This window comes from Streptomyces sp. NPDC018045 (assembly GCF_044327445.1).
GTDB lineage: Bacteria > Actinomycetota > Actinomycetes > Streptomycetales > Streptomycetaceae > Streptomyces.
In genome coordinates this window covers 195165-217167 of the sequence record NZ_JBIRFL010000003.1, presented here as the reverse complement: position 1 = coordinate 217167, position 22003 = coordinate 195165, and the positions used below count along the sequence as shown (strand labels likewise).

At 72.9% G+C, this 22003-nt stretch carries 21 protein-coding genes; 10 read left to right on the top strand and 11 right to left on the bottom strand.

The genetic code is table 11. The features are described 5' to 3' along the window. The first annotated feature begins 158 nt into the window (after positions 1-158). Together ACH4EB_RS08545 and ACH4EB_RS08540 are read left to right on the top strand one after the other, a co-directional pair. Entirely contained in the window at positions 159-866 is a 708-nt protein-coding gene (locus ACH4EB_RS08545; protein ID WP_398346633.1) for a GntR family transcriptional regulator, read from the top strand. Beyond that, complete coding sequence (locus tag ACH4EB_RS08540) at positions 863-2182, top strand: nitrate/nitrite transporter (RefSeq protein ID WP_398346632.1); 1320 nt, start codon at positions 863-865, stop codon at positions 2180-2182. The genes ACH4EB_RS08545 and ACH4EB_RS08540 overlap by 4 nt, the downstream gene beginning before the upstream one ends. A 33-nt stretch (positions 2183-2215) precedes the next feature. Here the strand turns inward: ACH4EB_RS08540 and ACH4EB_RS08535 are convergent, their stop codons facing one another. Continuing rightward, positions 2216-3040 carry a maleylpyruvate isomerase family mycothiol-dependent enzyme gene (locus ACH4EB_RS08535; RefSeq protein WP_398346631.1) on the bottom strand — a complete coding sequence of 275 codons (825 nt, stop codon included), beginning with the start codon at positions 3038-3040 and terminating at the stop codon, positions 2216-2218. A gap of 144 nt (positions 3041-3184) precedes the next feature. Here ACH4EB_RS08535 and ACH4EB_RS08530 point away from each other — a divergent pair, with 144 nt between their 5' ends. The 3 genes from ACH4EB_RS08530 (at position 3185) to ACH4EB_RS08520 (ending at position 6226) form a co-directional block, all read left to right on the top strand. Next, positions 3185-3973 (top strand): carbon-nitrogen family hydrolase, encoded by a 789-nt coding sequence (locus ACH4EB_RS08530; RefSeq protein WP_398346630.1) that lies wholly within the window; start codon positions 3185-3187, stop codon positions 3971-3973. Between the two features lie 137 nt (positions 3974-4110). Next, the gene (locus ACH4EB_RS08525) at positions 4111-4299 is read left to right on the top strand and encodes a hypothetical protein (RefSeq protein WP_398346629.1); all 189 of its coding nucleotides are present in this window, start codon (positions 4111-4113) and stop codon (positions 4297-4299) included. A gap of 79 nt (positions 4300-4378) precedes the next feature. Then, a complete protein-coding gene (locus ACH4EB_RS08520) occupies positions 4379-6226 on the top strand; it encodes an NHL domain-containing thioredoxin family protein (RefSeq protein ID WP_398346628.1) in 1848 nt (615 codons plus the stop codon). Positions 6227-6272: 46 nt separating this feature from the next. On the opposite strand, the gene ACH4EB_RS08515 is transcribed toward ACH4EB_RS08520, so the two are convergent. Beyond that, entirely contained in the window at positions 6273-6572 is a 300-nt protein-coding gene (locus tag ACH4EB_RS08515; RefSeq protein ID WP_398346627.1) for a hypothetical protein, read from the bottom strand. Between the two features lie 227 nt (positions 6573-6799). Here ACH4EB_RS08515 and ACH4EB_RS08510 point away from each other — a divergent pair, with 227 nt between their 5' ends. After that, positions 6800-7141, top strand: coding sequence for a hypothetical protein (locus tag ACH4EB_RS08510; protein WP_398346626.1), 342 nt, complete (start codon positions 6800-6802; stop codon positions 7139-7141). A gap of 62 nt (positions 7142-7203) precedes the next feature. On the opposite strand, the gene ACH4EB_RS08505 is transcribed toward ACH4EB_RS08510, so the two are convergent. The 8 genes from ACH4EB_RS08505 to ACH4EB_RS08470 all read right to left on the bottom strand — a co-directional run bounded on the left by ACH4EB_RS08505 (position 7204) and on the right by ACH4EB_RS08470 (position 16647). Beyond that, positions 7204-7947: a class I SAM-dependent methyltransferase gene (locus tag ACH4EB_RS08505; protein ID WP_398347054.1), complete on the bottom strand. Its 744-nt coding sequence runs from the start codon at positions 7945-7947 to the stop codon at positions 7204-7206. A gap of 130 nt (positions 7948-8077) precedes the next feature. Further along, the gene (locus ACH4EB_RS08500) at positions 8078-8308 is read right to left on the bottom strand and encodes a DUF6458 family protein (protein ID WP_398346625.1); all 231 of its coding nucleotides are present in this window, start codon (positions 8306-8308) and stop codon (positions 8078-8080) included. Between the two features lie 96 nt (positions 8309-8404). Beyond that, entirely contained in the window at positions 8405-9094 is a 690-nt protein-coding gene (locus ACH4EB_RS08495) for a DUF4232 domain-containing protein (protein WP_398346624.1), read from the bottom strand. Positions 9095-9211: 117 nt separating this feature from the next. Continuing rightward, entirely contained in the window at positions 9212-10144 is a 933-nt protein-coding gene (locus tag ACH4EB_RS08490) for a hypothetical protein (RefSeq protein ID WP_398346622.1), read from the bottom strand. Between the two features lie 312 nt (positions 10145-10456). After that, positions 10457-12469, bottom strand: a complete 2013-nt coding sequence (locus ACH4EB_RS08485; protein ID WP_398346621.1) for a BTAD domain-containing putative transcriptional regulator — start codon at positions 12467-12469, stop codon at positions 10457-10459. Position 12470: 1 nt separating this feature from the next. Continuing rightward, positions 12471-13766 (bottom strand): M18 family aminopeptidase, encoded by a 1296-nt coding sequence (locus ACH4EB_RS08480; RefSeq protein WP_398346620.1) that lies wholly within the window; start codon positions 13764-13766, stop codon positions 12471-12473. Positions 13767-14124: 358 nt separating this feature from the next. Further along, on the bottom strand, positions 14125-15951 hold the full coding sequence (locus tag ACH4EB_RS08475) for an acyl-CoA dehydrogenase (RefSeq protein ID WP_398346619.1): 1827 nt from the start codon (positions 15949-15951) through the stop codon (positions 14125-14127). Positions 15952-16197: 246 nt separating this feature from the next. After that, complete coding sequence (locus ACH4EB_RS08470; RefSeq protein WP_398346618.1) at positions 16198-16647, bottom strand: hypothetical protein; 450 nt, start codon at positions 16645-16647, stop codon at positions 16198-16200. 88 nt (positions 16648-16735) lie between these two features. On the opposite strand from ACH4EB_RS08470, the gene ACH4EB_RS08465 reads away from it, so the two are divergent. The 4 genes from ACH4EB_RS08465 to ACH4EB_RS08450 all read left to right on the top strand — a co-directional run bounded on the left by ACH4EB_RS08465 (position 16736) and on the right by ACH4EB_RS08450 (position 19813). Beyond that, entirely contained in the window at positions 16736-17206 is a 471-nt protein-coding gene (locus ACH4EB_RS08465) for an SseB family protein (RefSeq protein ID WP_003980379.1), read from the top strand. Between the two features lie 60 nt (positions 17207-17266). Then, positions 17267-17431 (top strand): hypothetical protein, encoded by a 165-nt coding sequence (locus ACH4EB_RS08460; protein ID WP_398346617.1) that lies wholly within the window; start codon positions 17267-17269, stop codon positions 17429-17431. Positions 17432-17614: 183 nt separating this feature from the next. Then, positions 17615-18571 carry a pirin family protein gene (locus ACH4EB_RS08455; RefSeq protein WP_398346616.1) on the top strand — a complete coding sequence of 319 codons (957 nt, stop codon included), beginning with the start codon at positions 17615-17617 and terminating at the stop codon, positions 18569-18571. Between the two features lie 105 nt (positions 18572-18676). After that, positions 18677-19813: an AI-2E family transporter gene (locus ACH4EB_RS08450; protein WP_398346615.1), complete on the top strand. Its 1137-nt coding sequence runs from the start codon at positions 18677-18679 to the stop codon at positions 19811-19813. Here the strand turns inward: ACH4EB_RS08450 and ACH4EB_RS08445 are convergent. Then, positions 19726-21954 carry a SpoIIE family protein phosphatase gene (locus ACH4EB_RS08445; protein WP_398346614.1) on the bottom strand — a complete coding sequence of 743 codons (2229 nt, stop codon included), beginning with the start codon at positions 21952-21954 and terminating at the stop codon, positions 19726-19728. The two genes, ACH4EB_RS08450 and ACH4EB_RS08445, sit on opposite strands and share 88 nt — an antisense overlap. Positions 21955-22003: the final 49 nt, after the last annotated feature.

The following is a 22003-nucleotide window of genomic DNA, read 5'->3' as shown; positions in this document are numbered from 1 at the left end:
CGGCGCGGCACCGAGCCCCCTCTCCGCCCCGGCGCGGCGCCGAGCGCCCCCTCTCCGCCCCGGCACGGCCCCGAGCCCCCTCCGCGCCCCGGCACCGCTCCCGTCCGCATCCTGGACCGCCCTGCCTGACGCATACGTGTTGTATCTATGCTGTGCGCATGCCATCAGCCGCCGCTCCGGACACTTCCGCCCCGGACACCTCACGCACCGCGAACGCCCCCGCACCCGCCAAAGCCCCGCCCGCCGCCGAGCGCGTCTACGCGTACGTCAAGCAGGCCGTACTGGAGCGGCACTACGAAGGCGGCATGCTGCTCACCGAAGGGGAGCTGGCCGAGGCCGTCGGCGTGTCGCGCACGCCCGTACGGGAAGCGCTGCTGCGCCTGGAGGCCGAAGGGCTGCTGAAGCTCTACCCGAAGAAGGGCGCCATGGTCCTGCCGGTCTCCGCGCAGGAGATCGCGGACGTGGTGGAGACCCGGCTGCTGGTCGAGGAGCACGCCGCGCGCAAGGCCGTGCCGGCCGCCCCCGCGCTCATCGCCGAGCTGGAGGAACAGCTCGCCAAGATGGTGGAGCTGGCCGCCTCCGGCGACCTCGCCGCCGTGTCCGTCGCCGACCGCTGCTTCCACGCCGCGATCGTGCGCAGCGCCGGCAACCAGATCCTGGACCGGCTCTACGAGCAGTTGCGGGACCGGCAGCTACGGATGGGCGTCGCCGTGATGCACGCCAACCCGGACCGGATCGCGAAGAACATCGCGGAGCACGGGGAGATCCTCCAGGCGCTGCGCGCCGGGGACACGGCGGCGGCCGTGGACGCCGTGCACCGCCACGTGAGCTGGGTGCGGAACCTGGCGCAGGGAGACGTGCGATGAGCGGCGCGACCGCGGGCCGGGGCGCCCTGCTGCCCGGGGACCCGCCCGGCGGCCGCAGAGCCATGGCGGTCTGGGGCATCGGCGTCGCCGTCTACTTCGTGGCGATCACCTACCGTACGAGCCTGGGCGTGGCGGGACTGGACGCGGCGGAACGTTTCCACATCAACGCCTCCGCGCTCTCCACCTTCTCCATCCTCCAACTGCTGGTGTACGCGGGGATGCAGATACCCGTCGGCCTGATGGTCGACCGGCTCGGCACCAAGAAGGTGCTGATCCTGGGCGTCGTGCTGTACACCGTCGGCCAGTTCGGCTTCGCGCTGTCGCAGTCGTACGCCATGGCGCTGGGCTCGCGGGCGCTGCTCGGGTGCGGTGACGCGATGACGTTCATCAGCGTGCTGCGGCTGGGCGCGCACTGGTTCCCGGCCCGCCGGGGCCCGCTGATAGCCCAGATCGCCGCCCTCATCGGCATGGCGGGCAACCTCGTCTCCACCCTGGTCCTGGCCCGCCTGCTGCACACCTTCGGCTGGACACCGACCTTCGCGGCCAGCGCGGCGGGCGGCCTCCTCGTCCTGGCCCTGGTGCTGGCCTTCCTCAAGAACCACCCCGAGGGCCACGAGCCCGCCCCGGCGCCCGCCACCCACAGCGGCGGCGCCTACGTCCGCCGCCAGATCGCCGACGCCTGGCGCGAGCCGGGCACCCGGCTGGGCATGTGGGTGCACTTCACCACCCAGTTCCCGGCGATGGTCTTCCTGCTGCTCTGGGGTCTGCCGTTCCTCGTCGAGGCCCAGGGCCTGACGCGCGGCGGAGCGGGCGAACTGCTCACCCTCGTCGTGCTGTCCAACATGGTCGTCGGCCTGGTCTACGGGCAGGTCATCGCCCGCCACCACAGCGCCCGTACGCCGCTGGCACTCGGCACCGTCGCCGTCACCGCGCTGCTGTGGGCGGCCACGCTGGCCTGGCCGGCCGACCACGCGCCCATCTGGCTGCTGATCGTCCTGTGCACGGTGCTCGGCGCCTGCGGACCCGCCTCGATGATCGGCTTCGACTTCGCCCGCCCGGCCAACCCGCCGGAGCGCCAGGGCACCGCCTCCGGCATCGTCAACATGGGCGGCTTCACCGCGTCGATGACGACGCTGCTGGCCATCGGCGTCCTGCTGGACGCCACCGGTGACAACTACCGGATCGCGTTCGTCTCCGTCTTCGTCCTTCAGGCGCTGGGCGTCGCGCAGATCCTGCGGCTGCGCGGACCGGCGCACCGGCGGGAGCGGGAGCGGCTGGTGACCAGCCGGGTGGAGGCGGTGCACGTACCGGCGTGACGGGGCGGCCGGGGCCGGTGGCCGGCGGCGGCGCTACGGCGTGATCGCGAAGTGCGCCAGCACCGCGTCGGCCAGCGGCCGGTCGCCGTCGATCTTCACCTGCTCGGCGACGGCGGCGGGCCGCACCCGGCCGCAGGCCAGCCGGAAGAACGTCTCCCAGTCCATCGAGAGCGTCACGGCCGGACCGAGCGAGACACTGGCGTCGATCGTGCCGTTGCCCTGCGCGTCCACCCGGACCGTCCGCATGAACTCCAGCGCGCCGCTCACGTCGAAGACCACCGCCGCGCCGGCGGGCGCGCCCGCGTCCTTGGCGACCACCTTCGGCAGCGCGAGCAGCAGCAGGTCACGGGTGAGCTGCGCGCCGGGGGAGTCGAGGTTGCCGGGCGCGTTCAGCGCGTGGCGCAGGTCCTGTTCGTGGACCCAGACGTCGAACGCCCGCTGCCGCAGGGCGTACGCCAGCGAGCGCTCCTCGCCGAGCGGGGTACGCAGCACCGTCTCGGGGTCGCGGGTCTCGTTGCGCAGCGACCGGGCGCGGCGGATGACCATGTACTCCAGTTCGGCGGTCATCTCCGGACCGGTGTGGTGCCGCCGGACGTCCACCTGGAGCTCCATCCGGCGGGCGAATTCCGTGCGTACGTGGTAGAGGTCGCGCGGCAGGGAGTGGATGGGCCGGGGGTCGCCGAGCATCTCGCTCTCCAGGCCGATGATGTGCGAGACGATGTCGCGCACGGACCACCCCGGGAGGTCCGTCGCCCTGTTCCACTCACCTTCGACGAGTGGCTTGACCAGCTCGGATATCGCCTCGATGGAGTGCGTCCAGGCGTCGATGGAAGGCTGCAGGCTGGGATGGACGGTCACGGGACCCCTCGGACGGTTCGTACGCGGGCTGCTGTCTGTTCAGTTAAGTTACGCTGCGCACGGGCACCCCGACAGCGCTTTCGGGTGACCATCGTAGGTCGATTTTTGACGGCGTACCGGCTCGAATGCTTAGGCGGTGGTACTGTGCGCGCCTCACTGATCCAGATGCACGTGGACCCGGCGGAGCCGGCCAACACACGGCGCGAGCGGGCCGGTTCGCTGGTCCGCGGGCGCACGGCCGCCGATCTCGTGGTCCTTCCCGAGCTGTGGCCGGTCGGCGCCTTCGCGTTCGAGACGTTCGCCGACGAGGCGGAGCCCTTCGAAGGCCCCACGTACCAGGCGATGTCGGAAGCCTCCCGGGACGCCGGGGTATGGCTGCACGCGGGCTCCTTCGTCGAGCGGGCCCCCGACGGCACCCTCTACAACACCTCCCTCGTCTTCTCCCCCGACGGACAGCTCGCCGCCTCCTACCGCAAGATCCACCGCTTCGGTTTCGACAAGGGCGAGGCGGTCCTGATGGGCGCCGGTGACACGGTGGTCACCGTGCCGCTCCCCGATACGACCCTGGGCCTGGCGACCTGCTACGACCTGCGCTTCCCCGAACTCTTCCGGCAGTTGGTGGACGCCGGCGCGCAGACCCTGGTCATCCCGGCCGGCTGGCCCGCCCGCCGCCGCGCCCACTGGTCGCTGCTGGCCCGCGCCCGCGCGGTGGAGAACCAGAGCTACGTGCTGGCCTGCGGCACCGCGGGCACCAACGGCGGCGTCGAGCAGGCGGGCCACAGCGTCGTCGTCGACCCGTGGGGCGAGGTGCTCGCGGAGGCCGGACCGTACGAGGAAGTGCTGACCGTGGAGCTGGATCCGGCCAAGGTGGGCAAGACCCGCGCGGACTTCCCGGCCCTGCGCGACCGCGTACTCGGCCTGCCCACCCCGTAACCGGGAGCCGCCTCCCCCACCGACGCGCCCGTACGGCCCGGGCACGCCGCCACCCGGCCCGTACAGCCAGGTGACCTTGCCCGCCCCGTGCGCGGGTCCTTCACCGCCACGGGCCGCCGCGCACCGACCATGACCCCATGGCAGAAGCGGTCACGAAACGGCGGTTCACCCCGGAGCCAGGCTGCCCCCGGTGCACCCACCTGGACACAGCACGCCGCCGAGCGGCGACCACCCACGACCGCAGCGCCGAAACGGACGCCCGCGTCCTGATCAGACAACACATGCTCACGGAACACGGGACGGTGCTGGAGGCGGGGTGGCTGTGAGGCCGGGCAGGCCGCCCCGCCGCCTCGCACGCAGTACTCCCGTGACCGCGTGTTCATGCCCAAGTGGCACCCTTGAACCATGAACGACGCCGCCCCCACCCCGAGCACCCCGCGCCGCGCCCGTGTCCGCGCCCCCGAGTTGATCGGCAAAGGTGGCTGGCTGAACACCGGGGGGAAGGACTACACCCTCGCCGACCTGCGAGGACGCATTGTCGTCCTCGACTTCTGGACCTTCTGCTGCGTGAACTGCCTGCACGTCCTCGACGAGCTGCGGGAGCTGGAGGAGCGGCACCGGGACACCGTGGTGATCATCGGGGTGCACTCGCCGAAGTTCGTGCACGAGGCCGAGCACCAGGCCGTGGTGGACGCCGTCGAGCGGTACGAGGTCGAGCACCCGGTGCTGGACGACCCGGAGCTGGCCACCTGGAAGCAGTACGCGGTGCGGGCCTGGCCGACGCTGGTCGTCATCGATCCCGAGGGGTACGTCGTCGCCCAGCACGCCGGTGAGGGGCACGCGCACGCCATCGAGACGCTGGTCGCGGAGCTGGAGGCGGAGCACACGGCGAAGGGCACGCTGCGGCGCGGCGACGGCCCGTACGTACCGCCGGAGCCGGTCGCCACCGACCTGCGCTTCCCCGGCAAGGCGCTGCGGCTGCCCGGCGGCACCTTCCTGGTCTCGGACACCACCCGCCACCAGCTCGTCGAGCTGGCCGCGGACGGCGAGACGGTACTGCGCCGGATCGGCAGCGGCGAGCGCGGCCTCGGCCCGGACGCCTTCAGCGAGCCGCAGGGCCTGGCGCTGCTGCCGGACGGCCGGGTCGCCGTCGCCGACACGGTCAACCACGCCATCCGCACCTTCGACCCGGAGACCGGGGAGATCGCCACGGTGGCCGGGACCGGCAAGCAGTGGTGGCAGGGCTCGGCGGCCTCCGGCCCCGCCCGCGAGGTGGACCTGTCCTCGCCGTGGGACGTGGCCTGGTGGCAGGACCGGCTGTGGATCGCGATGGCCGGGGTGCACCAGCTCTGGACGTACGACCCGGCCACGGACACCGTCGAGGCGGTCGCCGGTACGACGAACGAGGGGCTGGTGGACGGGCCGGCCGCCGAGGCGTGGTTCGCGCAGCCGTCCGGGCTGGCCGCGGGCGGCGACCGGCTGTGGGTCGCGGACTCCGAGACCAGCGCGGTGCGCTGGCTGGACACGGAACTGGTCGTGCACACGGCGGTGGGTACCGGCCTGTTCGACTTCGGTCACCGCGACGGCGCTGCCGCCCAGGCGCTGCTCCAGCACCCGCTGGGCGTCACCGCGCTGCCCGACGGCTCGGTGGCCGTCTCCGACACGTACAACCACGCGCTGCGCCGCTACGACCCGGCGACCGGTGAGGTCAGCACGCTCGCCACCGACCTGCGCGAGCCGTCCGGCGCGGTGCTGGTGGGCGGCGCGGGCTTTGGCGACCCGGAGATCGTCGTGGTGGAGTCGGCGCGGCACCGGCTGACCCGGCTGCGGCTGCCCGAGGAGGCCGTACGCGTCGAGTCGGTCGCGCACCGCACCCAGCGCGCGGCGACCGAGGTCGGCCCCGGCAAGCTCCGCCTGGACGTCATCTTCCAGGCCCCGGCGGGCCAGAAGCTGGACCTCCGCTACGGCCCGTCCACCCGGCTGCTGGTCAGCTCCACACCCCCGGAACTGCTCGCCTCGGGTGAGGGCGCGGACACCGATCTCGGCCGCGACCTGGTGCTGGCGGACGGCGTCACTGAAGGCGTGCTGCACGTCTCCGCGATGGCGGCGTCCTGTGACGACGACCCGGCGGTCGAGTACCCGGCGTGCCATGTGCACCAGCAGGACTGGGGCGTTCCGGTACGGGTCGTCGAGGGCGGCACGGACCGGCTGGCGCTGGTGCTGGCGGGGCTGGACGAGGCGGCCGCCGAATGACGGCGCGCGTGCGGCCCGGAGCGGCCCCCGGGCCGTACGCGCCCGGCTACCTCCGGGGCTTGGTGTAGCTCTCCGCCCGGTTCAGCGTCTTCTGCCAGTACGTGACCTGGGAGGCACCCACCGCCACCGGCGCGTCACGGAGGTCGACGCGCTGCGGCGGGCCCTTCGGGGCGCCGTTCGGATCGCTGCCGCTGAACTCGATCGTCGCGTACGTCTTCTTGCCGCTGCCCTGCTGGGCGGCGGTCGCGGTGGGAATGCTCGCCCAGATCGTCCCCTTGGGCGCGACGGTCTCCACGTCCCCGCCCGAGCAGGACCGTGGCGAGCTGTCCGTCGGTTCACTGCTCAAGCTCGCCGGCGCGCTCAAGACGGACGTTGCGGTGATATTGGGGCAGCAGGTGCCGAGACGAGGCATGAACCGCGATGACCGCGCAGCGCTGCGTCACCTGTCTGACTCCGTCCACGAGAGCGCGCTCGGAGAGTTGGGAGGGCATCGACGACCCGAGCACACTCGATGAGTTGTCGAGGGCGCGCGACCTGGCTTGGACCGCCTACTGGGCGAGCGACACGGTGAGAGTGAGCAGCCTCGCCTCGAAAGTCCTCATGGAAGGGCAGGTCCGCTATGACAGCGCCACAGGAGGCGAGCGCGAGCAACTGGCTCTGGTGCTGGCGAGCACGTACCGGGTCGCCGCGTCGTGCGCGAACGGCTTCGGCCAGCGCGACCTCGCCCTGAGCGCGCTCACCTCCGCAAAACTGCTGGCCAAGGAAGCCGACGACCCGGTGGTCATGGCGCTGCTCGAATCCACGCTCTCCTGGATCCATGAGCGTGTGGTGCGGTGGTCGGCGGACGGACGCCCGTCGGCCGACCGGATGCGGCTGCATGTCGGCCCCGGCGGGCACCACCTCATGTGGGAGTGACGGCAGCCATCCGCCCGTTCAGACGCACCCGTCGGCCACGCCGAGGCTCCCCCCCCGACTCGCTACCAGCCCCCCGGCAGCCGGTAGACGGAGACATGGGAGGCGGACTCGGCGGTGAACTCGGTGCCGTGCCAGTCGGCGTGGCGGGACTCCAGGGTGAAGTCGGCCAACTGGGCCATGAGGTCGAGTTCGGCGGGCCAGACGTAGCGGTGTGGGCTGCGGGCCAGGTGGGCCCGGCCGGTCTGGTCGTAGCGGAAGTGGTGGGAGACGAGGTGCTGGTGGAGGGGGTCGTAGGTGTCGAGGCCGATGTAGTCGGCCTCGGTCTTCCAGACCACGGCCTGCCGGCCGGGTGGGAGTTGGCGCAGCTCCGGGACGCCCAGCTCGATGACGAACCGGCCGCCCGGGGCGAGGTGGCGGGCGGCGTTGCGGAAGCACGCGACCTGTTCTGCCTGGGTGAGCAGGTTGGAGATGGTGTTGAAGACGAGATAGACGAGCTGGAACGGGCCGGGGGCGGAGGCGGTCGCCATGTCGCCGACGACGACCGGAATGGTGGCCTCGTCCGCCTTGGTACGCAATTGGTCGATCATCGGCCGGGACAGTTCGACGCCGGTGACCGGGACGCCGCGCTGCGCGAGGGGTACGGCGACGCGGCCGGTGCCGACGGCGAACTCCAGCGCCCGTCCGCCGCCCGCGAGTTCGGCGAGGCGGTCGACGGCCGGGTCCAGCACCTCCGGTGCGAACATGCCGGTGCCGGGCGTGTCGTAGCTCCGAGCGGTGTCCTCGTCCCAGATCTCGTCCTGTCGCATGGAGCCCACGGTCCTCGCCACGGGCCCATGGTGTCCAAGGATTTTGTGGCGTTCGGGCCGGGTGGGCGCCACGGGAGCGCGTCCAGGTGTGGAGCCGCATCGTTTCCTTGCTGTGTGCCCACGGCACCCGTCAGTCGTCGTAGCGCATCCGGTGGGTCTCCTCGACCACCGGGGCCGCCGGGCTCGGTGGCTGCATCCGGCGGCGCTTGAAGATGCTGACGTACGCCGCGATGCCGATGATGCCGACCGCCATCAGGATCAGGCCGACGAGGTGGAGGTTGACTCCGGCCATGTGCCAGTCCACCGCGAAGGTCAGGATGCCCCCCAGCGCGAGTAGACCGATGCACCATCCGATGCCCATGGTTGTGCCTCCGTACGCAATTGGATGTTCCGGGCCGGTCGTTGACCGGGTACCCGGGGCCGGTGGCACCAATCGCGTGGTCCCGAAGGCGGGCCGCTACGGCCGGACCGCGCGGTTCACGTCGTGCTGCCAGTAGGTGACCCGCGCGCCGCCGTCGACGCGGACGCCGCCGGGGAGCCGTACCTGCGCGCGGGCGCCGGGTATGCCGTGGCCGGCGTGGTCGGTGAAGCCGACCGACAGGGTGCGCACCTCTTGGGCGGGCCCGGCGGAGGACGGCGTGAGAGCGGCGTAGGCGGTGCCGCCCGGGGCCAGGGTGAGCGGTGCGCGGGGTGCGCCCTTGGCGTCCGGGGTGCCGGCGGGGGACGGGCTGCCGCCGGGCAGGCGCGGGAAGCCGTACAGGTCGCAGGCGGCGCTGGAGGTGTTGGTGGCCTGGAGGAGGAGGCGGCCGGGCGGCTGGGGGAGCGGCTTGGCCGCGACCACCACCTTCGAGGGACCGCAGGCCGGATGGCCGCCGTCGCCGGTGGCCCGGCCGGTGCGCTGGTCGCCGGGCATGCCCGGGCCCAGCGGCTCGTCCGAGCCGCCGGAGTCCTTCCCGAACGGGTGGAACGGCTTGGCGTCGTTGGTCTTCAGCGCCTCCTGCCCGCCGCAGGCGCTGAGCAGGCCGAGCGCGGCCACTGCCGTGAGCCCGGCGGCAGCGGCCCGCAGCGTACGGGCACGGCTGCGCCCGCCGGCACGGTGGCGGGCGCGGCGGGCGGTGGCGGCCTCCGTAACGGTATGGCGCGGCATGGGGTCTCCCGGGGTCGCTGCGTTTGCTCCATGGTGCGGTGCCACCCTGACGTGTTCCCCTGCCGCCTGGCTAACGCTTCCCTAACGCGCCCGGCGCGGGCGGTGCCGGGCGGAGCTTCAGCACGGGCCGCCGGAAACGGTACGGAGCGCTCCGCCGGCGTTCTCGTCGTCGGTGCCGAGCACGCCCTGCCGGGAGTGCGGCAGGCAGGCCAGTGCCTCTATCTTGTGGCCTACGTAGCGGCCGAGAGGCTTCGGGTCCTTCCGTACGGACAGCCGTACCGTGCCCCGGCGGTCGGCGGACACCGTCCCCGCGTCGTAGAGGGCGGAGTCGAAGGGGCCGTCGTCGCCCGGGTCCGAGGCCGAGGAGACGCTGAGCGCGCCGGACGCGCCGACCTTCAGGTCGCTGACGTGCCGTACGTGCGCCGCGGGGTACGGCGCGCGGAACGTCGCCGCGACCGGGGCGGAGACGGTGTGGCGGGCGAGGTCGAGCCGGGCGGCGCGCAGGGTGGCGGGACGGCTGTCCCGGCCGCGGTCGGCCCACACGGCGACGAGCCGGCCCGCCTGGTGGGAGAGTGCGAAGCCTTCGTAGTCGTCGTCCTCCGAGGCGCCGGGGACGGTGAAGGTGCCGAGGGTGCGCGCCACGCTCCGGTCCGCGTTCAGGCGCAGGTGGTAGCCCGTGCCGTCGCTCGCCAGGGCGACGTACTCACCGGGCCGGCCGGGGACCGCGTCGAGCGCCTCCAGGTCGGTGGGCGTCTCGCCGCCCTCCCAGGCCAGCGGGCGCACCCGGGGGCGGTCGCCGGGCCGCAGACGTATGGTGGCGAGCCGGTTCTCGCCGGGCTTCTTGTTGTCGCGGGCGACGAGGAGATCGGTACGGCCCGCACGGGAGCCCGGTACGACGGCGAGGCCGCTGACCCCGGAGGTGATGTCGTCCCCCACCTGCTGCCAGGGCACGGGGCGGCCTGACGGGCGGGCCGTGGCGCTCCCCGTGGCGACGAGGGGGACCGTACAGGCGAGGGCGGCGACCACGGCCAGGTACCGGCTTCTGATCATGGGCAGACGGTAGGGGGTCCCTCCCGGGGAAGGGAACAGCCGTGGGGAGAAAGGGGCGGGGGCAGCCGCCTGGGGCCGGGCGCCCATCCGGCCATTTCGCCTCGTACCGGGGCGAGTTCCCGTACGGTGCCGAGTTCCCGTACGGTGCTGGCTTCTCGGACTGTGCCGAGTTCCCGTATCGCCCCCGGCCCCTGCTGGGCCTCCAGCCCCTCTGCCGGACCCGGGCCCCCAGCTCCCCCGCCCGGCCCCGGCCCCCACTCCCCTGTCCCACTCCCCTGACCCAGTCCCAACCCCCGCCCCAACCCCCGCCCCTCAGTCCTCGACAGACCCCCCGGCCGGCCCCTCGTCGCGGGCGAAGAGCTGGGTCAGGGTGCTGATCGTGTAGACGTCGGTGGACTCCTCGTCGACCAGGTGCATCTCGGTGAGCCGGTCCAGGCCCTCCTGGATGACCTCCGGATCGGAGCCGGCCAGGGCCGCCGCGACCGACGCGTTCAGGTGCCCGTCGGCGTTCGCGGCGAGCGCGCTGAGCAGCCGCGCGTCGTCCGCGGAGAGTCGGGCCACGGACATCCGCAGGGCCGCGGCGACGCCGGTGTCCTCGGCGGACAGCAGGGCCAGGCGCCGCCGTTCGTCACGCAGGGCGGCGGCCAGACGGGCCAGCCGCCAGCGCGGCCGGGCCGTGAGCTGCGCGGCGGCCGCGCGCAGGGCCAGCGGCAGCCCGTCGCAGAGTTCGACCAGTTCCCGCGCGGCGTCCGGGTCGTCGGCGACCCGTTCCGCGCCGAGCATCGCCCCGAGCAGCGCGGTGCCCTCCGCCGCGCCGAGCGCCTGGAGGGCGACCGGCCGGGCGCAGTCGGTGGCGACCAGGCCGTCGAGGCGGCTGCGGCTGGTGACGACGGTCGCGCAGTGCGCGCCGCCGGGCAGCAGCGGGCGCACCTGCGCGGAACTCTGCGCGTTGTCGAGGACGACCAGCAGGCGGCGCCCGGCCACCAGCGACCTGAAGAGCGCGGAGGCCGACTGCGCGGACGTCGGCACGCGCTCCGGGGGCGTACCGAGCGCGAGCAGGAAGTCGCGCAGGATCTCGACGGGCTCGGCCGCCGCGCCCTCGTTGAAGCCGCGCAGGTCGGCGAAGAGCTGGCCGTCGGGGAAGGCGCCGGCGTACGCGTGCGACCACTGGACCGCGCAGGCGGTCTTGCCCACGCCGGCCGGGCCGGTGACGACGGCGAGCGGGCTCTCGCCCGGCTCGGCGGACTGCACCACGGCGGTCAGGGCAGCGAGTTGCTGCTCGCGGCCGAGGAAGCGGGCGGGCGGCCGGGGCAGCAGGTGGGGTACGGCGGGTGGCCCGGCGGCCCGGCCGGGCGCGCCGCCCACGGGCCCCCGCCCGCCCTGGGCGGGTACGCGGGGATCCGCGGCTGTCCGAGGGTCAGCGGCGGCCGCGCGGTCGGCGGAAGTGCCCGCCACCGGCGCCGCGCCACCCGGCACCGGCCTCGCGCCCCCTGCTGTCTGTCCCGCGCCGCCCGCCGGAGCGGACGTGGCGCCCCGGCCGGCGCCGGGCGCCGCGCCGCTTCGCGCACGCCCCCCGGCGCCCGCTTCCTCCGCGCGCAGGATCTCCTCGTACGCGCCCTTCAGCCGCGCCCCGGGCCCGACGCCCAGTTCCTCGTCGAGCAGGCGCCGCGTCCGGTGGAACCACTCCATCGCGTCCGACTGCCGCCCGGTACGGAACAGCGCGCGGATCAGCTCGGCGACCATCCCCTCCCGCAGCGGGTTGTTGACCGCGGCCGTGTAGAGGATCGCCGCGGCCTGTTCGTGCTCGCCGAGCGCGCCGTGTGCCCGGGCCAGCGCCTCGGTGGCCGCCAGCCGCTGCTCCTCCAGGGCGTGCGCGGCGGCGGCGAACGGCGGGCTGGTGACGGTGCCGGTGAGCGCGGGGCCGCGCCACAGGCCGAGCGCCTCGCGCAGCAGCGGCACCGCGTCGCCGGGGGCCGCCTCGGGGCGGGCCAGCGCGACGAGTTCGGCGAAACGGTGGGCGTCGATCAGCTCCTCGGGCAGGCGCAGCAGGTATGCCGAGCCGTGGGTGGCCAGTTCGATGCCGTACGCGTCGGCGCCGCCCTCGGCCAGCGTCGCGCGCAGCCGCGAGACATGGCCCTGGACGACCGTACGGGCGTGTTCGGGTGGTTCGTCCTCCCAGAGGGAGTCGATCAACTGCTCTAGAGGGACGGTGGTGTTGGGCTGGAGCAGCAGCAGCGCCAGCACACTGCGCCGCTTGGCGGGCCCGAGCGTCAGCTCACCGGAGCCGGTGGTGACGGATATCGGGCCCAGCAGGGAGAAGTCCAACTCAGCCCTCCAGGAAGGCCGTCAGGGCGCCGGCCAGCAGGTGCGGGTCCTCGCTGCCGCACAGCTCGCGCGCCGAGTGCATCGACAGGATGGCAACACCGATGTCGACCGTGCTGATTCCGTGCCGGGCGGCCGTGATGGGCCCGATGGTGGTGCCGCAGGGCATCGCGTTGTTCGAGACGAAGGACTGCCACGGCACGTCGGCCCGCTCGCAGGCGGCCGCGAAGACGGCGCGGCCGCTGCCGTCGGTGGCGTAGCGCTGGTTGACGTTGACCTTCAGGATCGGGCCGCCGTTGGGCATCGGGTGGTGGCCCGGGTCGTGCCGCTCGGTGTAGTTGGGGTGCAGGGCGTGGCCGGTGTCGGAGGAGAGGCAGACGGTGCCGGCGAAGGCGCGGGCACGGTCCTCGTAGGCGCCGCCGCGGGCGAAGACCGAACGTTCCAGCACCGTACCGAGCAGCGGGCCGTCGGCGCCGGTGTCGGACTGGCTGCCGTTCTCCTCGTGGTCGAAGGCGGCGAGCACCGGGATGTGCGGCGGCTCCTCGCCGGAGGTGGCGACCGCCGCCAGCGCGGCCGTACCGGCGTGCACGGACAGCAGGTTGTCCATCCGCGGCCCGGCCACCAGCTCGCGGTCGCGGCCGAGGTAGGCGGGCGGCTCGATGCTGTGGAGCATCAGGTCCCAGCCGCGTATGTCGCCCGCGGGCAGCCCGATCTCCTCCTCGACGAAAGCGACCAGGTCGCCCTCGCGGACCTCGCCCAGGCCCCAGATCGGTGTCATGTGGCGCTGCTTGTCGAGCTTGAGGCCGTCGGCGTTGACCGAGCGGTCCAGATGCACGGCGAGCTGCGGTACCCGCATCAGCGCGCGGTCGATGTTGACCAGCCGGGTGCTGCCGTCGCGCAGCGTGACGCGGCCGCTGAGGCCCAGGTCGCGGTCGAGCCAGGTGTTGAGCAGGGTGCCGCCGTAGACCTCGACGGCGACCTGCCGCCAGCCGCGGTGACCGGTGTCCGGGATGGGCTTGACGCGCAGATTGGGCGAGTCGGTGTGGGCGCCGACGATGCGGTACGGAGTGGCGGCGGTGGCGCCCTCCGGTACGTACCAGGCAATGATCGCCCCGCCGCGCAGCACGTACTTGCCGCCGCTCTCCCCGTCCCAGGCGTCGGTCTCCGCCACCTGCCGGAAACCCGCTTTCTCCAGCCGCTCGGCCGCGTTGGCCACCGCGTGGTACGGCGAGGGGGCGGCGGCGAGGAAGGACATCAGGTCGTCGGTGTGGCCGCGGTCGAAGCGGGCGGAATGGCTCATGGTTTCAGCATAAGGAGTAGCGGGTGCCCTTCCCTGGTATAGGCGTCCCCATGCATCACGGTATGGGAACCTCACTGCCCTTTCGGGCAGTCGCGCGGCCGGCGTTCGGGCACGGTGCGAGACGGACCCCGCACCGTACGGGACGACCGGGAGCCGCCCCGAGCCCCGGTACCCGGCGCCGGGGGCCGCTTCCCCGGGACGACGATGCCCGCCTCCCCGGGGGATGGGAGGCGGGCAACGCCAGTCTGGCGCGCTTGTCTGAGAACGCTGTGAGAGCGTCCCGTGCACCGTATTTTTCGGACGGGGCTTAAACCGTCCTTAGAACGCCCGCAGAGCGCGCCACGTCCCTCGGGTCACCTCAGAACGCGGCCTCGTCCAGCTCCATCAGCGACTGGTCGACGGTCTCGGCCAGGCCACGCTGCACGGACACGCCGGGCAGCACGTTGTGCGCGAAGAACTTCGCCGCCGCGATCTTGCCCTCGTAGAACGGCTTGTCCTTGCTGGAGGCGCCCGCCAGCTTCTCGCTCGCGACCGCGGCGCCCTTCAGGAGCAGGTAGCCGATGACGACGTCGCCGGAGGCCATCAGCAGGCGGGTGGTGTTCAGCCCCACCTTGTAGATGGACTTCACGTCCTTCTCGGTCGCCGCGAGGTCGGTCAGCATCGCGCCGACGATCGCCTCCAGGTCGGCGGCGGCCTTCGCCAGCTCGCCGCGGGCCGTCTCCAGCGCCTCGCCGCCGACGGCCTCCGCGAGGAACTTCTTGATCTCCTCGGAGAGCGCGGTCATCGCCTGGCCCTGGTCCCGGACGATCTTCCGGAAGAAGAAGTCCTGGCCCTGGATGGCGGTGGTGCCCTCGTAGAGGGTGTCGATCTTGGCGTCGCGGATGTACTGCTCGACCGGGTACTCCTGGAGGTAGCCGGAGCCGCCGAAGGTCTGGAGCGACTGGGCGAGCTGCTCGTAGGACTTCTCCGAGCCGTAGCCCTTGACGATCGGCAGCAGCAGGTCGTTCAGGCGGGTCGCGGCGGAGGCGTCCTCGCCCGCGGCCTCCTTGGCGATGATCTCGTCCTGAACGGTCGCGGTGTAGAGCACCAGGGCGCGCATGCCCTCGGCGTACGCCTTCTGCGTCATCAGCGCGCGGCGGACGTCGGGGTGGTGGGTGATGGTGACGCGCGGCGCGGTCTTGTCGGTGAAGGCGGCCAGGTCCGGGCCCTGCACGCGCTCCTTGGCGTACTCCAGGGCGTTGAGGTAGCCGGTGGAGAGGGTGGCGATGGCCTTCGTGCCGACCATCATCCGCGCGAACTCGATGATCTTGAACATCTGGCGGATGCCGTCGTGCTTCTCGCCCAGCAGCCAGCCCTTGGCCGGGTGGTTGGCGCCGAAGGTCATCTCGCAGGTGTTGGAGGCCTTCAGGCCCATCTTGTGCTCGACGTTGGTGGCGTAGACGCCGTTGCGCTCGCCCAGCTCGCCGGTCTCCGGGTCGAAGTCGTACTTCGGCACGATGAACAGCGACAGGCCCTTGGTGCCGGGGCCCGCGCCCTCGGGGCGGGCCAGCACGAAGTGCACGATGTTCTCGGACATGTCGTGCTCACCGGAGGTGATGAAGCGCTTGACGCCCTCGATGTGCCAGGTGCCGTCCGCCTGCTGGGTGGCCTTGGTGCGGCCGGCGCCGACGTCCGAACCCGCGTCGGGCTCGGTCAGCACCATGGTGGAGCCCCACTGCCGGTCCACCATGAGCTGCGCGATCTTGTGCTGCTCCTCGGTGCCCTCGTCGTGCAGCACACCCGCGAAGGCCGGGCCGGAGGCGTACATCCAGATCGCCGGGTTGGCGCCCAGGATGGTCTCGGCGAAGGCCCACAGCAGGGAGCGCGGCGCGGTGGTGCCGCCGATCTCCTCCGGGATGCCCAGGCGCCACCACTCGGCGTCCATGTACGCCTGGTAGCTCTTCTTGAAGGTGTCGGGCACCGGCGCGGTGTTGGTGTCCGGGTCGAAGACCGGCGGGTTGCGGTCGGTGTCGGCGAAGGAGTCGGCCAGCTCGTTCTCGGAGAGCCGGGCGATCTCGCTCAGCACACTCTTGGCGGTGTCGACGTCCATCTCCGCGAACGGTCCGGTGCCGTACACGCTGTCGCGGCCGAGCACCTCGAAGAGGTTGAACTCGATGTCGCGGAGATTCGACTTGTAGTGGCCCATGGGTACGGCTCCGTAAGGTTCGGGAGGAGACCCAGCGCTTGGAAGCGAGGGACCTCAAACGCAATACCAGCAAGTAGCTACGATGATGCTACCCGTCGGTAATAAGAAGCAACCCCTGACCGCCCATCTGTGACGAGCGTCCCTGAGCGCCGCCAGGGCCCCTGCCGTACACATCGGGGGCCGCGGGGCCCGCCGTCGCGGGGCCCGAGGGGCCGCACGGCCCGGCCGACCGCCCGCCGCACGCCCCTACCGCGGCTCCTGCGGCCACTTCTGCGGCGCGTCGCTGGTGATCACCCGGCACTCGGCGGGCTCGCCGGGCCCCGGGGACCGCCCCGCCGCGACCTGACGCTCGCCGTCGAGCAGGATCCGGCAGGAGGCCGTGCCGTTCCCGGCCGGCCGCACCTCCACCCGCGCCTCCTCGCCGGCGTCCACGACCACCGTCCGGCGCCAGGGCAGCCGTGTCCCGCCGGTCCGTTCCTCGCGCCGGTCGCCGTCCGCCGTGCGCAGGTAGCGCACCTCGTCGGCGTGCGGCGGGCCGCCCGTGGAGACGGCCTCGTACGTCAGGGACCAGGCGGCCCCCGCCTGCCTGAGCTGGAAGGCGCCGTAGAGCATCAGCCCGCAGGCGCTCACGGCGGCGAGGGTGAGCAGTACGCCGCCGCGGGTGATGCGCGGCTTCGGGCGGTCGCGTGGAGTCATCGGTGCAGGGCCTCGGTCGGTCGGGCGGGCTCGGAGCTGTTCCAACGTAGCGGCGTACCGGCCGCGCCGACTCAGTACGCTGTGCCGCATGTACGGCTACGACCAGAACGCGGGCGCCGGGCAGCAGCAGTACGGTGCGCCCCCGCCGCAGCACCCGGCCCCCGGCGGCTACGGCGAGCAGCCGCTCTACCCCGAGCCGTCCCCGCCCTCCCTCGCCGACGCGGTCCGGGCCTTCACCACCGGCTCGATGTCGGCGGAGGACTTCCAGGGCATCTTCTCCACCTCCAAGGTCTACTGCCCGCGCGGCGACAACCCCGGGTTCCTGGCGCTGCACAACACCCAGCAGCCGGTCATCCCGATGTTCACCTCGCTCAAGGAGCTGCGCCGGTACGCGGGCAAGGAGTCCAAGTACTTCGTGATCACCGGCGCCGAGGTCCTGGACCTGCTCCCCACCGGCTACGGCTTCGTCCTGGACATGGAGGGCGACCACCGCATGGTCTTCGACGCCAAGTCGGTGGAGCAGATGGTCGACTTCGCGATGCGCCGGATGTACGGCTGACGACCGCACGGCGGCGGCGCCCGGCGGTGCCGCCGCGCTCTTTGGCGTATCCGCCCGGCGGTGCCGCCGCGCTCTGAGGCGCATCCGGCCGCCGTGCCGCGGGCGACGCCGGTGCCGGAGTCCTTCTCGTACGCGCTCGCGCCGTCCGGTGCCTGCCGCGCGCCCGTCCCGGCCCGCGGCCGGTCGCACTTCTCCTTGGCCATCGGCCTTTTCCTGGCCGCGTAGCCCGTACGGACCCGGTCGTGCCTCTCCAGGCATCCCCGCACTCCTCCCCACCCCTCCCCTCCCCACCTCCCAACCCCTCCCCACCTGCTCTTTCCGTGCCGGGAGCCCGGTGGGAACGGGCGACGCCTTGCAGGTTGTTCAGAGTTCAACTAAGTTGAAAGACGAACGACCGAGGAGGCCGTCATGCCCGCAGTGACCGTAGAGAACCCGCTGACCCTGCCGCGTGTGGCGGCGCCCGCCGACGCCCGGCCGCGCGCCGTGCTCGCGGTGTCCACCGCACCCGGCGGTTTCGAGGGGGAGGGCTTCCCGGTACGCCGTGCCTTCGCCGGCATCGACTACACGTACCTGGATCCGTTCATCATGATGGATCAGATGGGTGAGGTGGAGTACGCGCCGGGCGAGCCCAAGGGCACCCCCTGGCACCCCCACCGCGGCTTCGAGACCGTTACGTACCTGATCGACGGGACCTTCATCCACCGTGACTCGCACGGTGGCGGCGGTGTCATCAACGACGGTGACACCCAGTGGATGACGGCGGGCTCCGGCCTGCTGCACATCGAGGCGCCGCCGGAGGAGCTGGTCATGACCGGCGGGCTCTTCCACGGCCTCCAGCTCTGGGTGAACCTCCCCAAGAAGGACAAGATGATGGCGCCGCGCTACCAGGACATCGGCGGCGGCCAGGTCAGACTGCTGACCTCGGCGGACGGCGGCGCGCTGCTGCGGCTGATCGCGGGCGACATCGACGGCCACGAGGGGCCGGGCATCACCCACACGCCGATCACGATGATGCACGTCTCGGTCAACCCCGGTGCCGAGGTGACCATCCCGTGGCGTTCGGACTTCAATGCGCTGGCGTACGGGCTGGCCGGACGCGGCACCGCGGGCCCGCTCGGGCGGCCGTTCCGCACCGGACAGGCCGTCGTGTTCGGCCCCGGCGGCGACTCGCTCACCCTCCGGGCGGACGCCGCGCAGGAGTCCCGCAGCCCCAACCTGGAGGTCGTGCTGCTCGGCGGGCAGCCGATCCGCGAGCCGATGATGCACTACGGCCCGTTCGTCATGAACACCCACGCCGAACTGGCCCAGGCCTTCGAGGACTTCCAGGCCGGACGGCTGGGGACGGTGCCGGCCGAGGAGCGCTGAGCCGGACGGCGGGTACGGGCCGGATGCGGCCCGTACCGGCCCGGGTCGCATCCGCTCGCGGCGGAATGCCGCCACCCGCGGGCGGCTCCGTGATCCACTGGCAGGGTGCGAAACGATCTGAGATCCCCGGACCGTCAGCCGCTCCTCCCGGCCGCCGCCCGCCGCGCCGCGGCCTGGTGCGGCGTGGGCCTGCTCGTCGCCGCCGTGGCGGCCGTCGGCGTCTGGCTGTGCGTGACCCTGAGCGCCGCCGTCACCCCCGCCCTGCTGGCCCTGCTCGGCAGCGCGCTGCTCGGGCCGGTCTACCGGCGGCTGGTGGCGATGAAACTCAACCGGTCGCTGGCCGCCGGGCTGACCTGCGCGCTGCTGGTCGTGGTGGTCGGCGGCGCCGGGTACATCGTCGTCAGCGCGCTGATCGACACCGGCGACCAGATCATCGCCTCGCTCAAGGACGCCACCAAGGAGGTGTCCCGGCACTTCGGCGCCGCCGGTACCTCACTGGACGACATCGTCTCCAACGCCAAGCCCTTCATAGGGAAGTTCGGCGGCACCGCGGCCTCCGGCCTCCTGGAGGGCGTCGGTGTCGTGGCGGCCGCCCTCGCCGCCTCCGTACTCGCCCTGTTCCTGACGTTCTTCTTCCTGCGCGACTCCGACAAGGCCGTCCGGGCCCTGCACGACTGGGCCCCCGGCGACTCGGCGCCGGGCCTGGAGCAGATGGCCCGCCGCGGCTTCCAGGCCATCGAGGGCTTCATGCGCGGAACGACACTGATCGCGCTGATCGACGCCATCGGCATCACCGTCGGCCTGCTGGTCCTCCAGGTGCCCGGTGCCTTCGGCCTGGGCGCGCTGGTCTTCGTGGGCGCCTACATCCCGTACCTGGGCTCGTTCCTGTCCGGTTCGGTGGCCGTCCTGGTCGCGTTCGCCGACGACCGCGGCCCGGCCATCGCGCTCTGGACGCTGGGCATCGTCCTGGTGGTGTTCTTCCTGGAGGGCCACATCCTCCAGCCGATCGTGCAGAGCCGTACGGTCCAGATGCACCCGGCGATCGTGATGCTCGCGATCACCGCGGGCGCCAGCGTCGCCGGGGTCATGGGGATGCTGCTGTCCGTGCCGCTGACCGCGGCCGCCTTCGGTGTGCTCTCGGAGCTGCGCCGGCACTACGCCGCGGGCTCGGGCACCGAGTCGCCGGAGACGGCGGCCAGGTCCGTCAGCGAAGGCTCGGCGCCGCCCGCCGCGTCCTCGTAGAGCTCGAACCACGTCGACTTGCCGTCGCCGCGCGGATCCACGCCCCACGCACCCGCCAGCAGCTCCATCAGCACCAGGCCGCGCCCCGAGGACGCCAGCTCGCCCGGGGTGCGGCGGTGCGGCAGCTCGTCGCTGCTGTCGGCGACGTCGACCCGGATGCGGCGGCTGCCCTTGCGGCCGGTGATCTCCGCGACCAGCAGCGCGTCGCCGTCCGTGTGCATCAGCACGTTGGTGACCATCTCGGAGACCATCAGGACGGCCGAGTCGACCTGGTCCTCGTCGGACCAGTCGTGCAGCACGTCACGGACCTGGTTACGGGCCTCCGCTATCCGCTCCGGCTCGGCCTGCTTGACGGTCAGCACCGTACGGCGGACGGGCTGGTGCGCCGCCGCGCCACCGGTGCCGACCCCGCAACTGCCGCCCTCGCGGCACAGCAGCAGCATCGCTATGTCGTCCTCGCGACGATCCATGAACGGGCCGGTGGTGTGGTACGAGGGCGGGCCGTGCACGGCCTGGACGAGGGCGTCGGCGAGCTTCTCCAGACCCGCCGCGTCCTCCAGTGTCGGGGCGACGACGTCCGTGGCCTCCCCGGCCGGGTCCTCGGCCCCGTACGTCTCGATGACGTGCCGCAGCCGGGCCCAGCCCGACTCCAGGTCGTGCCCGCCGGTCTCGATCAGCCCGTCCGTGCAGACCAGCATCGTCTCGCCGGGCTCCAGGACGAGCCGGGTGGTGGGGTAGTCGGTGTCCGGCACGATGCCCAGCGGCAGGCCGCCCGCGGTGGGCCGGACGAGTACGGTCCCGTCGGCCATCCGGATGGTGGGGTCGGGGTGCCCGGCCCGCGCGATGTCCAGCAGGCCGGTCGCCGGGTCCACCTCGATGTAGAGGCAGGTGGCGAAGCGCGGGTCCTCGCCGCCGAACTCGGTGTCGTTGATGCCGGACAGGAAGCGGGAGGCGCGGGAGAGCACCGCGTCGGGGTGGTGGCCCTCCGAGGCGTAGGCGCGCAGGGCGATCCGGAGCTGTCCCATCAGGCCAGCGGCCCGTACGTCATGACCCTGTACGTCGCCGATGACCAGCGCGATCCGGCCGGAGGGCAGCGTGATCATGTCGTACCAGTCGCCGCCGACCTCCAGGCCGCCTCCGGTCGGCACGTACCGCGCCGCCACCGTCATCCCGGGGATGTCCGGCTGCACCGTCGGCATCATGCTGCGCTGGAGGCCGTCGGTCAGCTCGCGCCGCGACTCCTGGTCGCCGGCGCGGGCCAGCGCCTGGGCGAGCATCCGGGCGACGGTGGTGAGCACCGAGCGCTCGTCGGGGGTGAAGGCGACCGGCGTGCCGAAGGCCGCCATCCAGGCGCCGATCGTACGGCCCGCGCTGACCAGGGGCAGGAAGGCCCAGGACTCGCGGTGGAAGGCGGCGGCCACCGGCCAGGTGGCGGGGTAGCGGCGGCGGTAGTCCTCGGGGGAGGGCAGGTAGACGGCGCGGCCGGTGCGCACCACCTCGGCGGCCGGGTAGTCGGTGTCCAGCGGCATGTCGGCGAAGGGGGTGGTGTCGCCCTGCCGGTGCCCGTGGTGGCCGATGACGGAGATCCGGTCGCCCTCGATGGCGAAGACCGCCAGGCCGTCCGGGCTGAAACCGGGCATGGACAGGCCGGCGGCGACGCGCAGCACCTCGGTGGTGGAGTGCGCCTCGGCGAGCGCGCGGCCCGCGTCCAGCAGGAACGCCTCGCGGGAGCGGCGCCAGTCGCCGGCGGCCGGGGCGTGCGGGGAGGCGGTGCCGGGCTGCGTCTCGAAGATCTCCTGGACGGTGCCGACCAGCTCGTAGTCCGTGTGGTCGGTGTCGCTGCGCAGGAAGGCGCGGGAGCGGGTGCGGACGGTGCGCAGTACCCGGCCCTCGTTGTCCATGACGCGCAGCCGGGCCTCGGCGATGCTGCTCTCGGTGACGGAGAGGTTGACGATGCCGGTGACCTCGGCGAAGTCACCGGGGTGGAGGCGGGAGCGCATGGCCGCCTCGGACAGCTCGGTGGGTTCCGCGGGCAGCCCCAGCAGCCGGGCGGTCTCGGCGTCGAGGGTCACCTGTCCCGAGACGTTGTCCCAGCGCCACAGGCCGGTCGCGGTGGCGGCCAGGAGGTCCTTGGTGCGCATTGCATCACTTTATGTGGGTTTGAGGGGGCCCGACCAGCGCGGCGGGCAT